Origin of the sequence: Streptomyces sp. RKAG293 (assembly GCF_023701745.1) — a bacterium.
GTDB lineage: Bacteria > Actinomycetota > Actinomycetes > Streptomycetales > Streptomycetaceae > Actinacidiphila.
In genome coordinates, this window is record NZ_JAJOZB010000001.1 from 8,838,079 (window position 1) to 8,851,755 (window position 13,677).

At 69.0% G+C, this 13,677-nt stretch carries 13 protein-coding genes; 3 read left to right on the plus strand and 10 right to left on the minus strand.

Going from position 1 to position 13,677, the window contains the following annotated elements; translation table 11 throughout:
* Positions 1 to 47: 47 nt before the first annotated feature.
* The 4 genes from LNW72_RS39010 to LNW72_RS39025 form a co-directional block, all read right to left on the minus strand.
* Positions 48 to 2,309 (minus strand): excinuclease ABC subunit UvrA, encoded by a 2,262-nt coding sequence (locus LNW72_RS39010; protein WP_250979758.1) that lies wholly within the window; start codon positions 2,307 to 2,309, stop codon positions 48 to 50.
* 153 nt (positions 2,310 to 2,462) lie between these two features.
* A complete protein-coding gene (locus LNW72_RS39015) occupies positions 2,463 to 3,230 on the minus strand; it encodes an ABC transporter permease (RefSeq protein WP_250979759.1) in 768 nt (255 codons plus the stop codon).
* Positions 3,220 to 4,203, minus strand: coding sequence for an ATP-binding cassette domain-containing protein (locus tag LNW72_RS39020; protein WP_250979760.1), 984 nt, complete (start codon positions 4,201 to 4,203; stop codon positions 3,220 to 3,222). The genes LNW72_RS39015 and LNW72_RS39020 overlap by 11 nt, the downstream gene beginning before the upstream one ends.
* Before the next feature lie 74 nt (positions 4,204 to 4,277).
* Positions 4,278 to 5,147, minus strand: a complete 870-nt coding sequence (locus LNW72_RS39025; protein WP_250979761.1) for a siderophore-interacting protein — start codon at positions 5,145 to 5,147, stop codon at positions 4,278 to 4,280.
* Positions 5,148 to 5,260: 113 nt separating this feature from the next.
* Between LNW72_RS39025 and LNW72_RS39030 the strand changes: the two genes are divergently transcribed.
* The 3 genes from LNW72_RS39030 to LNW72_RS39040 all read left to right on the plus strand — a co-directional run bounded on the left by LNW72_RS39030 (position 5,261) and on the right by LNW72_RS39040 (position 7,308).
* Positions 5,261 to 6,100, plus strand: coding sequence for a TetR/AcrR family transcriptional regulator C-terminal domain-containing protein (locus LNW72_RS39030; protein WP_250979762.1), 840 nt, complete (start codon positions 5,261 to 5,263; stop codon positions 6,098 to 6,100).
* 297 nt (positions 6,101 to 6,397) lie between these two features.
* Positions 6,398 to 7,045, plus strand: coding sequence for an LmbU family transcriptional regulator (locus tag LNW72_RS39035; protein WP_250979763.1), 648 nt, complete (start codon positions 6,398 to 6,400; stop codon positions 7,043 to 7,045).
* A gap of 56 nt (positions 7,046 to 7,101) precedes the next feature.
* Positions 7,102 to 7,308, plus strand: a complete 207-nt coding sequence (locus tag LNW72_RS39040) for a ferredoxin (protein WP_250979764.1) — start codon at positions 7,102 to 7,104, stop codon at positions 7,306 to 7,308.
* Between the two features lie 54 nt (positions 7,309 to 7,362).
* Here the strand turns inward: LNW72_RS39040 and LNW72_RS39045 are convergent, their stop codons facing one another.
* From LNW72_RS39045 to LNW72_RS39070, 6 genes are all read right to left on the minus strand, one after another.
* Positions 7,363 to 8,655, minus strand: coding sequence for a cytochrome P450 (locus tag LNW72_RS39045; protein WP_250979765.1), 1,293 nt, complete (start codon positions 8,653 to 8,655; stop codon positions 7,363 to 7,365).
* Positions 8,656 to 8,681: 26 nt separating this feature from the next.
* Entirely contained in the window at positions 8,682 to 9,722 is a 1,041-nt protein-coding gene (locus tag LNW72_RS39050; RefSeq protein WP_250979766.1) for an acetylserotonin O-methyltransferase, read from the minus strand.
* A 65-nt stretch (positions 9,723 to 9,787) separates the two neighbouring features.
* On the minus strand, positions 9,788 to 11,050 hold the full coding sequence (kynU, locus tag LNW72_RS39055; RefSeq protein ID WP_250979767.1) for a kynureninase: 1,263 nt from the start codon (positions 11,048 to 11,050) through the stop codon (positions 9,788 to 9,790).
* A 98-nt stretch (positions 11,051 to 11,148) separates the two neighbouring features.
* Positions 11,149 to 12,048 carry a tryptophan 2,3-dioxygenase family protein gene (locus LNW72_RS39060; RefSeq protein ID WP_250979768.1) on the minus strand — a complete coding sequence of 300 codons (900 nt, stop codon included), beginning with the start codon at positions 12,046 to 12,048 and terminating at the stop codon, positions 11,149 to 11,151.
* A complete protein-coding gene (locus LNW72_RS39065) occupies positions 12,045 to 12,953 on the minus strand; it encodes an alpha/beta hydrolase (RefSeq protein WP_250979769.1) in 909 nt (302 codons plus the stop codon). The genes LNW72_RS39060 and LNW72_RS39065 overlap by 4 nt, the downstream gene beginning before the upstream one ends.
* A gap of 39 nt (positions 12,954 to 12,992) precedes the next feature.
* Positions 12,993 to 13,613, minus strand: a complete 621-nt coding sequence (locus LNW72_RS39070) for a DUF6875 domain-containing protein (protein WP_250979770.1) — start codon at positions 13,611 to 13,613, stop codon at positions 12,993 to 12,995.
* Positions 13,614 to 13,677 lie beyond the last annotated feature (64 nt).

A 13,677-nucleotide genomic window follows, 5' to 3' on the forward strand; every position in this document is an offset into this window, starting at 1 on the left:
AGGAACGCGCGGCGCGCCGCACCCGGACCGGCGCGCCGCTTCGTACCTCAGGTGCTCGCGAGGTCTCGGCGAAGATACTCGGCGGTATGGGACTCTTCCGTTTTGAGGAGGTCCGAAGGCGTTCCTTCGAACAGGATCCGGCCGCCGCCGCTGCCCCCTTCGGGGCCCAGGTCGATGATCCAGTCGGCACTCTTGATGACGTCGATGTTGTGCTCGATGACGATCACGGTGTTGCCCTGGTCGACGAGGCGCTCGATGATGCCGAGGAGTCGCTGGGTGTCGGACATGTGCAGACCGGTGGTGGGCTCGTCCAGGACGTAGACGCTGCCGACACGGTGCAGGTCGGCCGCGAGCTTGAGGCGCTGGCACTCACCGCCCGACAGGGTGCTGAGCGGCTGGCCGAGGCGCAGGTAGTCCAGACCCACCTCGGTCAGCGCATGCAGAACCTGGCGGAGTTTGGGTTCGGTGAAGAAGTCTGCGGCCTCGGCCGCCGTCATCTCCAGCACGTCGCTGATCGACCGGCCGCGCAGCCGGTAGCCGAGGACGTCGTCGGAGAAGCGGCGGCCCTGGCACACCTCGCAGACGGACTTCAGCGTCTCCATGAACGCCAGGTCGGTGTAGAGCATGCCGAGCCCCTGACAGTTCTCACAGGCGCCTTTGGAGTTTGCGCTGAACAGCGAGGCGCTGACGCCGTTGGCCTTGGCGAACAGCTTGCGGATGGTCTCCAGCAGCCCCGTGTAGGTCGCCGTGTTGGACCGCCGGCTGCCCGTCACCGCGGACTGGTCGATGACGATGGCGTCCGGATACCGGCTCAGGAACTCGTCGTTGACCAGTGAGCTCTTTCCCGACCCGGCCACACCGGTGACCACGGTCAGGACACCGGTCGGAAAGTCGACCGTGACGTCCTTGAGGTTGTGGTCGCTCGCGTTCCGGACAGCGAGGGCCCCGGTGGGCCGCCTGGGCTCGGCCCGCAGGGGAAGCGAGTGCCGGAGGTGGCGGGCGGTGAGGGTGTCCGCATCGGCGAGGTCGGCGAAGGTCCCCTCGAAGACGACTTCACCGCCGAGCGTTCCGGCCTTCGGTCCCATGTCCACCACATGGTCGGCGATGGCCATGATGTCGGGGTCGTGCTCGACCACCAGCACGGTGTTGCCCTTGTCCCGTAGCTTGACCAGGAGTTCCTTGAGCCGGTGCACGTCCCGGGCGTGCAGGCCGACGCTCGGTTCGTCGAAGACGTACATCATTCCGGTCAGGCTGCTGGAGAGATGTCGGACGATCTTGATCCGCTGCGACTCGCCGCCCGACAGCGTACGGGTCTCCCGGTCCAGGCTCAGATACCCGAGACCGATGTCGACCAGGTGACGGAGGCGGGCCATCAGGTCGTTCAGGACGGGTTTCACGTGGGGCAGGTCCCACTCCGCGAGGACCGTCACGAGATGACCGGCCTCCATCGCGGTGAGGTCAGCGATGTGACGGCCGTCGATATGGGTGGCGCGGACGGCGGGAGCCAGGCGGGTGCCGTCGCAGGCCGTGCAGGCAGCCGAGCGGGTGAACCGCTGGAACACCTGGCGGCTGCGCTCCGACATGTCCTCCTTCTTGATGTACAGCCGGGTGAACTTGTCGGCGATGCCTTCGTACTTGACGTTCAGGGTGTTGCCCTGCCAGCTGAGGCGGATCTTGTGCGGTGTCTCGCCGTGCAGCAGCTGCTGCCACTCGTGATCGGTGAAGTCCGCCAGCACCGTGTCGCTGTTGAAGAGGCCGGACTCCACATAGCTCAGCCAGTACCAGCTGTCGGGGGAGAAGTCGGGGTGCAGCAAGGCGCCCTGGTTCAGGGACTTGGTGCGGTCGACGAACGCGTCGAGGTCGAGCTCCACGATCGTGCCCAGGCCTTCGCAGACCGGGCACATGCCTGAGGGGTTGTTGAAGGAGAAGGCACTCGGCGGAAGGCCGGTGGGCTCTCCCGCACGGGAGAACAGCAGCCGGAGCAGCGGGTGGATGTCGGTGATCGTGCCCACGGTGGAGCGCGGGTTGCCGCCGAGACGGTTCTGCCCGATGACGATCGCGGCGGAGATGTTCTCGATGGCGTCCATGTCCGGGCGGCCCCGGTCGGGCAGGAAGTTGCGGACGAAGGTGGTGAACGTCTCGTTGAGCTGGCGCTGTGCCTCGGCTGCGATGGTGTCGAACACCAGGGAGGACTTGCCGGAGCCGGAGACACCGGTGAAGACCGTCAGTTGGTTCTTCGGGATCGCTACCGAGACGTTCTTGAGGTTGTTCTCCCTCGCACCGGTCACCTTGATGGCCTCGGTACTCACATGCGCTCCTCGGGCGGTACGGGTGAGGCTCCGGAGGAACCTCGGGTCGTGGTTGTGGTCGTAGTCGTGTTCGGGGGTGGTCGTGACCGGGGCAGGGGGTGCCATCGGCCTGGCGGGCCGGTCCGCGGCCCGGCCCGCCAGTCCGGTGGTTCGTCAGGCGTTCTCCTTCTGGAACGTGCGGGTGCCCCAGACCAGCGCCAGCACGGTCATGAGCAACAGGATCAGACAACCCGTGAGCAGCCCGCTCGCGTGCAGGTCGCCTCTGAAGGCCGCACGTTCGGCGTCGACGATATGGGTCAGGGGGTTGATCCGTGCCAGGTTGTAGAGCCAGCCTGGAGCCAGTTCCCTGGTGACCGGCAGCAGCACACCGGACAGCAGCAGGAGCGGCAGCAGCACCATGTTCATCAGCGAGGGAAATGCCGCCTCGCTCTTGAGGATCAGCGCCAGCGCGTAGGACCCCGAAGACAGGGTGATGGCCAGCACCGCGGCGATCAGCAGGCTCAGCAGCATCCCGGAGACGGGGGCGTTCAGGTCGAAGACGAGCAGGGTGACGACCACGATCAGGGCGGACTGTGCTGTGGCCTGGGCGGCTTGGGCCAGTACCTTGCCGAACAGCAGGGCGGACCGGCTGGCCGGGGTGCCGCGGAAGCGGTCGACCACGCCGACCCGGTACTCGGTGAGCAGTCCGACTCCGGCGAAGGAGCCGCTGAACAGCGCCGTCTGCACGATGAGCGCCGGGGTGAGGACGGTCCAGGCGTCGTCGGAGGGGAAGCCGGGGGTGTTGCGGACCACGGTCACCATGAGCGGCCCGAAGAGGAACAGGTAGAGCAGTGGCTGCATGATTCCGATGAGGAGCCAGGTGGGATTGCGCAGGGATAGTTTCATGTCCCGGGTGAAGATGAGTCCGGTGTCATGCAGCATGGGTGGCCTCCAGGGCCGGCGGTGCGGCATCGTCGTCGCGCAGACAGCGGCCGGTCAGGCTGAGGAACACGTCGTCGAGGGTGGGGCGGCTGACCTTGACCGAGGTCATGGTGATGCCCTGACGGTCCAGAACGCGCAGCAGTTCGGGTAGGGCGGCGTCGCCGCGCGGGACCCTGAGCCGAACGGTGTCGTCGGTGATGGTGACCTCGTGGGCGCCCGGCAGTTGCCGGGAGAGCTCGGCGGCCTCGGTGGACCGGTCGGCGACCTGGATGGTGATGGCGTCGCCGGCCACGCGGGCCTTGAGTTCGTCGGGGGTGCCCTGCGCGACGATCGTTCCGTGGTCCGTCACGAGGATCCGGTCGCACAGGGCGTCGGCCTCGTCGAGGTAGTGGGTGGTGAGGAAGACGGTCATGCCCTGCTCGGCGCGCATCCGGCGGACGTGGTCCCAGAGGTTGGCCCGGCTCTGCGGATCCAGTCCGGTCGTGGGCTCGTCGAGGAAGACGAGGGCCGGTTCGTGTACCAGGCCCAGGGCGATGTCGAGCCGCCGCCGCTGGCCTCCGGAGAGTGTCTTGGCGGGTCGTTGGTCCAGGCCGGCGAGGTCGAGTTGCTCGGCCAGCAGCGCTCCGCGGCGTCTGGCCTCCGATCGGGACAGTCCGTACAGCCGGGCCTGCAGCTCGATCTCCTCGGCGACCCGGGACTCCGGCCAGGTGGATCCGCCCTGGGCCACATAGCCGATCCGGCGGCGCACCCCCTGAGGGTCCGTCAGCAGATCGCAGCCGCCCACGGTCGCGGTCCCGCCGGTGGGGCGCAGCAACGTGGTCAGCATCCGCAGGGTCGTGGTCTTGCCTGCTCCGTTGGGCCCGAGGAACCCGACGAGTTCCCCAGCGGCCACATCGAAGTCGATGCCCTTCACCGCGTCGACGGTTCGCCCCCGCAGGGCGAACTGCCGGGCAAGACCTCGCACGGTGATCATGGGGTCCCTCTCAGGTACGTACGGCTGTTCGCTCGGATCGCCTAAGGGCCCGGCCGCGTACCCCTCGCTGCGGCTCATTCCGCGGTCGCCTCGGCCAGCCGCTCCTGCGCCTCCGCCATGTCCTGCTCGGTCGGAGCGTCGTCCTGGGTCAGCTTGAACCGCCAGTAGCCGCTGAAGGCGATCGACCGCTTGTCCAGTCCGCGATCGTCGACGAGGTGGCGGCGCAGTGCCCGGACGGTGCCCGACTCGCCGGCCAGCCAGACGAAGGGGCGGCCCGGGATGAACTCGGCCTTGCCTACGGTCTCGACCAGGGCGTCGCTCCGGCCGGGGGCGGTTCCGTTGCGGAACACCCAGTGGACGCCGACGTCGCCGTTGCTCTCGAAGCTCTGACGCTCGGTGTGGTCGGCGACTTCGATGTAGGCGAGGGCGCGGGCTCCCTCGGGCAGCGCCTCCAGCAGGGTGCCGATCGCGGGCAGGGCGGTCTCGTCACCGATCAGCAGGAGCCAGTCGGAGTTCGCGATGGAGTCGTCGATCGAGACCGGCAGCGCGTAGACGGCCGAGGGGCCGACCATGCCGAGTTGGTCGCCGGGCTGGGCGGAGGCGGCCCAGCGGGTCGCGGGGCCGGTCTCGCCGTGCAGGACGAAGTCGATCTCGATGGTGTTGGTGCCCGGCGCGCGGCGGCGGACGGTGAAGCTGCGCATCGTCGGCCGTTCGTCCTCCGGAATGGCCAGAAACGCGTAGTACCAGCTCGTGGCGTCTCCTCCCTCGTCCGGGAGGATGGGCACCCGCTGGCCGGGGAGGGGGAAGCAGAGCTTCACCTGCTGGTCCGGTGTCTGGCCGACGGAGGCGTCGAGCTGGTCGGCGTCGAAGGTCACGCGGGCCATGTGCGGTGTGACGCGGGTGATGTCGGTGACCTGGATGAAAGATACAGGGAGTTCTGCCATTGGAAACCTTCCATGGACGTCGGCCATCCCGGGGCAGCCCGTGCCGACGTGATATCTTTACGCTGTAAAGAGATGCGTGGAAGAGGTTACTTTATGCAGTAAGGAGTTGCAAGGTGGTTGTTTTTTCCGGACAGGGCGACGCTCGCCGCTCGATGGCCCTGCTCTGGCGCACGGCCGGTTCCAAGGACGCCAAGACGGCGCCCGGGCCCAAGCCCGGTCTCGACGTCGACACGATCGTGGCGGCGGGCATCGCGGTGGCCGATGAGCAGGGCATGGCCGACCTGTCGATGCGGGCGGTGGGTGTGTGGCTCGGGCGGAGCGCGATGGCGCTCTACACCTATGTGCCGAGCAAGAACGAACTGATCGACCTCATGCACGACCGTGTGCTGGCCGAGCTGCCCACCGCGTACGAGACCGGCGGCGGATGGCGCCCCGCGGTCGTCTCCTGGGCCGATGACACCTGGGCGTTCCACCTGCGCCATCCGTGGGTCCTGCAGGTCTCCCAGGCCAGGCCCGTACTCGGCCCGGGCGAGTACACGCAGTTGGAGACGGTGGTGCGGATCCTCGACGGGATCGGGCTGGAGCCGTTGAGGGTCCGGCGTGTCATCTCCGTGCTCTTTCAGTTCGTCCGGGGGATGGCCCGGGTCGCGGCGGAGCTTCAGCAGGCGGGGCCGGCGACCGGCGTGTCCGATGAGGAGTGGTGGACCGTCCGGTCCGCGCTGCTCATGGAGGCTGTTCCGGACTTCGCCGAGCGCTTTCCGGCCGTTGCGGCTCTGGAGTCGGGCGCCGCCCCCGTCGCCGTCGAGGAAGGGGGCGGCGACAGCTCGCCCTATCTGGAGCACGAGGCCAAGGAGGCCTTCCGGGTGGGCTTGGACCTGATCCTCGACGGCATCGACGCCGCCGTCCGGTCCACCTCGGCCGGCCCCGCTCAGCCCACCTCGTCCGCTCGTTGACGGAACCGTCCGGGCGGGCGGGGTGCTGTGCCGCCGCGCGGAGGCGTGCAAGGCGGCAGTTCACGCCCGCCCCGGGCGGCCGGCTCCCAGCGCGCACACCTATAGGCGATTTTGAGACGGCCTTGATCGCCAAGGGCCCAGGAACGCAACCGGATCGGTCATATGCCGACCGGAAATGATTGTTGACTGATTCTTGAAGGTTGACCTACGGTTTTTTGGGCCGCTACATATCACGACCCCCGGCCGCATACGACTGGTACGAGATTTGGCAGTGCCTCAATTCCAGGGGAGCACCACATGGAGCACATCACCAAGGATAACCAGCGGACCATACAATCAACGGCCAGGCACACGACGGGTGGTAGGGCGGTACGCCCCAGGACCGCAGGACCGGAACGCATCCTGACCACCCGGGTCGGCCTGCAGCTCCCGGCCAGGCTCACCTACGACCGCTGGGAGAAGGCCGGACAGCGCATCTTCCAGATCGCCGACTCCTCGGCCTGGTGCCTGGGGGACTGGCTGGTGTACGGCCAGGAGCAGTACGCCGACCGCTACCAGGCCGGCGCCGAGGCCGCCGGGCTCGACTACCAGACACTGCGCAACTACGCGTGGGTGGCGCGGCATTTCGAGCTCGGGCGACGACGCGAGGCACTCAGTTTTGGGCACCATGCCGAGGTCGCTTCCCTCCCGCCCGCGGAGGCGGACGTGTGGCTCGACCGGGCGGAGCAGCACAGCTGGTCGAGGAACCAGCTCAGAGCCACCCTGCGCGAGAGCCGTCAGGGCAACCGGGCGGCCACGCCCGCACGTGACCACATACCCCGGATAAGCGCCTCCGGTGACCGCGTGGAGCTCTGGCGCGAAGCCGCGTCCAAGGCCGAACGGGACTTCGAGGACTGGATAGTCGCGGCGCTCGACCGCGCCGCCGCGCACGAGCTGGATCACTGAAGGCTTTTGACTGCCACACCACCGGAGACTCACGCACACACCGGAGACTCATGCTCATGCTGATCGGCATCGACCACAACACCTGTATCGGCTCGGGGCAATGCGTCCTGACAGCGCCTGACCTGTTCACCCAGGATGACGACGGGTACTCCCGGCTCGTGCCCGGAGGTACTGAGGTGGCGACGCGGCGGCAGGCGACGGAGGCCGCCCTGGCGTGTCCCGTACGGGCCATCGCCGTGGCGGACGAACCGTCCGCCAACTGAGCGGGGCAGCAGGGTGATGAGGTCGCCCGGCGGCCCCATCACCCCGCGGTCGGCTCAGGGCCGCAACCGAAGGCGCAGTGAGTTCAGCCGCCAGCTGCCGGGGAGCAGGGCGCGGTCCCACTCCGTGTCACCGTCGGCCGGTGCCAGATCGGGGTAGTGCTCCAGCAGCTTGGCGAACGCCGCCTCGCCTTCCTGCCGGGCCAGTGTGGCACCCAGGCAGTAGTGGATCCCGTGACCGAACCCCACGTGGTTCTCGGCCTGCCCGTCCTGGTGGCGCGTGACGTCCAGCCGGTCCGGGTCCGGGTACTGGCGTGGGTCGAAGTTGGCTGACACCAGCACCAGTTGAACCGCGTCGCCACGGGCGATCGGCGTCCCGGAGATCTCCAGCTCCTCGGCGGCGTAGCGCAGCCGGGCCACCTGCACCGAGCCGCACCAGCGCATCAGCTCGTGCACCGCGCGCGGTATCAGCGACGGGTCCTTGCGCAGCTGCTCCAGCTGGTCGCGGTGGCTGAGCAGTGCGGCGGTGCCGTTGCCGATCAGATGCGCGCTCGTCTCGTGCCCGGCCAGCACCAGGGTCACGATCATGGTGACCATCTCGATGTCGCTGAGCCGGCCGCCGTCGTCGTCCTGGGCCCGGATCAGCGCGCTGAGCAGATCGTCCCCCAGCGCGGCGCGGCGCTGCTCGATCAGCGCATGGCAGTAGTCGATCATCACCGGGAACGAGTGCTGCAGCCGGTCGGGTCGCATCGACACCAGATCGCCTCCCCACACCCGCCACCGCTCGAGATCGACCGTCGGGATGCCGACCAGCTCACAGATCACGGTGATCGACAGCGGGTACGCGAAGTGCTCCAGGAAGTCGACCGTACCGTCCTGTTCGTGGTGCGGGAGTTCGGCGAGCAGCCGGTCGGCGATCCGCTCGATGTCCGGCCGCAGGTCGAGGATGCGGCGCGCCGCGAAAGCCCGGGTCACCAGGCGCCGCAGCCTCGGGTGGTCCGGCGGGTCGCTGTCCAGGATGGAGCCGAGCAGGTAGGCCCGCAGATGTTCGGGGACGTTGAGCAGGTCCATCATGCTCTCGCGCGGATCCGTGCCGCCCACGCCCGGAACGTGGGAGGGCGTGTTGACGAACCGGGGGTCGCGCAGCACGGCGCGGACGTCGTCGAAACGGGTCACGAACCACACCGGGGTGCCGTCGACGAACCGGCCGCGGACCACCGGGCTCTGCTCGCGCATCCGGCCGTACCCGCCGAACGGGTCGGCGAGCAGATCCGGGTCCATCATGTGCGGCCCGACGGGGCACGTCGCGCCCCCGCCGTTCGACGAGGTGCCGTGGGAAGTGAGTGACATGGTCGGCTCCGGTTCTCGCTGGGGCGTCACTTGACCGCGCTGATCACGCCGTGCGGGGTCCACCGGCCACCTGGGAGCCGCTCGGCCTTCGCGAAGCCGGCCGCGGCGAACCACTCCTCGTACTGGCCCCAGCGGTAGATGGTGCTGCTCGCGGCGGGCAGGGTCGCGAAGTAGACGTTGTCGAGGGCCGCGTACAGGGGCCCGTCGCCGCTGTCGTCGGACATCGCGTTGAACACCAGTACCCGCCCGCCGTCGGGCAGAGCCGCGTAGGCCTTTCCCAGCAGGCCCACGTTCTGCTCCGGCGACCAGATCACCAGCTGGTTGGCGAACAACACGCAGTCGTGCCCGCCGGGGTAGGCATCGGTGAAGATGTCGGCCGCCCGTACGGAGATCCGGTCGCTGAGGCCGTGCTCGGCTATCCTGCGGCGGGCGATCTCCACGGTCCCCGGCAGGTCGAGGACGGTGAACTCGACCCCCGGGTTCGCCTGCGCGAGGGCGATGGCGTTCACGCCGTCGCCGCCGCCCACGTCGAGTACCCGGCGCACCCCGGTCAGGTCAGCCTTCTCGATCAGGATGGGGTTCGACAGCCGCGACCAGGACCGCATGCAGCGGTAGAACAGCTGCTCCAGGTCCGGATCCGCCGACAGCCGGTGGTACAGGTCCGTGCCCGTCCCCTTGACCCGTCGCAGACCGATGTTGGTATTGGCGCGCAGCGAGTCCGTGAAGTCGACCTCGGCGGGGCGCACGATCCGCTCCTCGTACTCGATGAGGTCCTCGATGATGTCCCACGTTCCGTCCGCGAACATGTCGTTCAGGACATCGGCGTTGCGGTACTGGTCATCCTGGCGGTCCGTCAGGTGCAGTGCGGTGGTGCCCAGGAGCAGGATCTGGGTCGGACGATCCGCCAGACCGAGTTCCTCCCCGATCTCCTGTGCCGTCAGCCCCGGCTGCTGGTGGAGGAGCGGGAACAGGCCCAGATTGCGGCCGGCGTTGAGCATCTGGAAGGCCGAGGAACCGAAGAGGATCTGGACCAGGCCGTCGGTGGTGAGCGGGGACGCTTCTGACATGACTACTCCGTATCGGATGAGGTGGAGGGGGTTCGGGGGCGAGGGACTGCGCATCGACGGGGAGGTCAGGTCACACGGGCCAGGCCGGCAGGCCGGGACAGATAGGTCCGCCGGCCGGCGACGTCGCGGAGGCGGTCCATCGCGTCCCAGACCTCCGTGAACCGGGTGTAGAGCGGGGACGGTCCGATCCGCAGTCGGTCCGGGGTCCGGTAGTCGCTGATGACCTTGGCGTCCGCGGCGAGCGTCTGGCAGATCCGCCAGGCGTCCGGGTGGTACAGCGACACATGTGAACCGCGCTGCTCCGCCGCGGGAGGTGAGGCCGACCGGAAGCCGAGCGGGGTCAGCCAGGCGGCCGCCAGATCGGAGACCAGCTGACCCAGGAGCAAGCCCTTGGCCCGGATGTTTTCCACGCCGGCCTGCTCGACAAGGGTGAGTCCGGGGTCGATCGCCGCCAGGGACAGCAGCGGCGGTGTGCTCACCAAGAACCGTTCGATGCCGGGTACGGGGTCGTAGGCGGGGCCCATCCGGAACTGTTCCCGCTGTCCGAACCAGCCCCAGATCGGCTGCCGCAGCTGGGCCTGTAGCTCACGTCGCACATAGAGGTAGGCGGGTGAGCCCGGTCCGCCGTTGAGGTACTTGTACGTGCAGCCGACGGCGAGCTCCGCGCCCGTCGCCGCCAGGTCCACGGGAACGGCTCCGGCCGCGTGCGACAGGTCCCACAAAACACGGGTGCCGACCGAGCGGGCCAGTTCGTTCACCCTCGCCATGTCCAGCAGCGTGCCGCTGCGATAGGACACCAGCGAGAGCACCACCAGGGCGACGTCCCGGTCCAGGGCGGCGCGCAACTGGCCGAGGTCGAGGCCGCCGTCGAGGTCGGAGGGGACCTGGTGCAGACGCAGACCGCGCTGCGCGGCCAGGCCCTGCAGGACGTACCGGTCGGTCGGGAAGTCCTCGGCGTCCATCAGGACGGTCCCGCGCCCCGGCGCGGCCTCCAGCGCGGCGCCCGCCAGCTTGTACAGGTTGACCGAGGTGGAGTCGGAGACCACCACCTCACCGGGGCGGGCCCCGAGCACGTGCTCGGCGAGACGGTCACCGAGCCGGCTGCCCCAGTCGATCCAGCCCTGCCAGGAACGCACCAGCCCCTCGCCCCAGCCCTCCTCCAGCACCGCGCGCAGATGGTCCGGGGTGGCCGCGGGCATTCTGCCCAGCGAGTTGCCGTCCAGATAGATCAGCTCCGGGTCGGCGATGACGAACCGCTCACGAAACGCGGCCAGTGGATCGGCCGCGTCCAGTTCCTCGGCCGCCGCGCGAGGGATGCCGCCTTCCATTGCTGCTCCTTGTCTGTCGTGTGGCTGGGCAGGACGTGTCCTGCGGGTTCCTTCGCCGTGCCGCTCGCGGGTGCCGAACGTCTGATGCCGCGCACCGGTCAGAGCGCCGAGCGCACCGACCACAGCTCCGGGAAGAAGCGGTGCTCGCTGATCCGGGACAGCCAGGACACGCCGTCGGTGCCGCCGGTGCCCGGCTTGGCGCCCAGCATCCGCTGCACGGTCACCAGGTGGGTGTAGCGCCAGCGGGCGAACTGGTCAGCGGTGTCCATGAGCGCCTCGGCGAGCAGATGCAGGTCACGGTGCCGGACCGGATCCCGGTACACCGCCAGCCAGGCCGCCTCGACCTCCTCACCGGCCCGATACGGCCGCGTGGCGTCGCGGGCAGTCTCCTCGTCCGCAGGCAGCAGCCCACGGCGGGCCAGCAGCGCGAGTGCCTCGTCGTACAGGCTCGGCTCGTGCAGTTGGTCCAGCACCTCTTGGTAGGTGACCGAGCCGCGGTGCGGCTCCACCATCCCCCGGTTCTTGTTGCCGAGCAGGAACTCCAACCGCCGATAGCCGGCCGACTGGAAACCCGACGCGGAACCGAGGACGTCCCGGAACTCGGCGAACTCCACAGGTGACAGTACGGAGAACGTCTCCCAGGACACCAGCAGGACCTGCTGCACCCGGGCCGATCGGCGCAGCGTCCACAGCGCGTCGTCGAGCTGGTCCTTGCCCAATTGGTCACGTGCCGTGCTGAGTTCTGTGTGCAGCAGCTTGAACAGCAGCTCCTTGACCTGGCTCATGATGATGAAGCCCGGCTCGGTGTCCGCCGCGCTGAGCGGATGCTGCAGTTCAAGCAGCGCGTCCATCCGCGCGTAGTGCGCGTACGCGGTGCTGCCCGGCGGCGACCCCTCCGACGGCTGAACCGCCGGCGCGCCCGCCGCGGCGTCCCTCGGCTGTGCTGGTGCACCGCCGGCGAACGGACACCCGGTGCCGGCGCTCTGCTCGGTGGTCATGTCGTGCTCCCTCCCAGTCCCATCTGCGCGAGGACGGCGCTCCCCAGCCGTGAGGAGCCGACCCCCAGGTCGTAGGGGAGGTCGAAGTGGTTGCGCCGCTCCGCGACGACCTCCGTCACCGCTGCCCGGGGCCGTAGCGCCGCCACCATCCGCTCGTGCTGCCGGATGTACTCCTCGGTCTCGTTGCCGCCACGCGCGACCACGACCTCGGCCGGTCGCGCCGGCAGCAGATGCAGCGGGCTGTTGCGCAGCGCCGTGGCCTCGTCCAGACGCAGCGCCTCGTTGACGTAGGACAGCCGGACCGGCTCCAGGTCGTAGATGCCGCTCAGCAGGACCGCTCCGGCAATCCGGCCGGACACGTCCGGGCCGTCGAGCGGATCAGGCAGCAGAGCCATCGCGGCCAGATGGGCGCCGGCCGACGTCCCGCACAGGTGGAGGCGGTCCGGGGCGAATCCGAGTCGGTCCGCGTTCTGCAGCAGCCAGTCCACGCTGCGGCGCACCATCCCCGCCATCGTGTCCAGCCCGACGTCCGGCGCCAGCCCGTACTCGACGACGGCGACCGCCGCGCCGGCGGCGAGCAGCGGCGGTGCCGGGAAGGCCGATTCGGCCCGGCCGAGCGCCTGCCAGTTCCCGCCATGGACGAAGACCAGCAGCGGCGGACGGGCCGTTCCCGCACCCGTTCCCGTCACCGCACCCGTACTCGTAGCGGGAAAGTAGTCGAGCGTCTCGGCAGGGTGCGGTCCGTAGGCGAGACCGGTGAGCACCGGATGGTCGCGGCGGGCAGCTTCGCTCAGTCGCCGGTACTCGTCCAGATAGGCCGGCAGACTGCGCACGCGGGAGCTCGGCGAGTACTGCCGGTCCAGCGTGGCCCGATTCATCCCCCGGTACACGACGACGCCGGTCATCGCCGCCACCCCGTCAGCCGTGATGCGGTGCGCATCCGCTCAGCCCCTCAGGCCGTGGACGGCGCAGGCGCGCTCGTACACCTCGGTCAGCAGTGGGTCGACGCCGTGTGCCGAGTTCCGGTAGCGGACCCCGAAACGGCGTGCGTACTCCTCGAACCAGTCCCTGCGATTCGCGAGGAACAGCACGTCGTGGATGGCCATCGAGCGGATCGCCACCATCGGCACCGGAGCCCAACTGACCTCGAATGCCGGGTTGCGGGCCGCCTTCTCACGGCACTTCTCGTGGAACTGTCCGAGCATCAGCCCGCGGCGCACGCTCTCGGGCTTCAGCGCGCTGTGCGCGGTGTCCAGCAGGTGCAGGTGCTCGGGCGGCAGGTCCGGCAGGACGAGCAGGAGGGAGCGGAGGTTCGGATTGCCGGCCTTCCAGCCGACCTCGCTGAACTCGTCGAGACCGCAGCGCACGATCTCGTCGATGAGCGCCTGGCTCGGGGTGAGCCCGACGAGTCTGACTCTGATCTCCAGCGCGTCGGCGTCCTGGGCCGGGGCGACGAACGGGCACACCGGACCGGACCGGCCGAGTTCGCTGTGCGGTTGACGGATGTAGCCGCTGAGCCAGTCCTCAACGGCCTCCAGCGTTTTGTCCAAGTCGACTGAGAGCACATTGGTCAACATCGATATCAGTCCTCGCAGACAGTGAGTGGAAGGGAGCTCAAGTGCGGGCCGG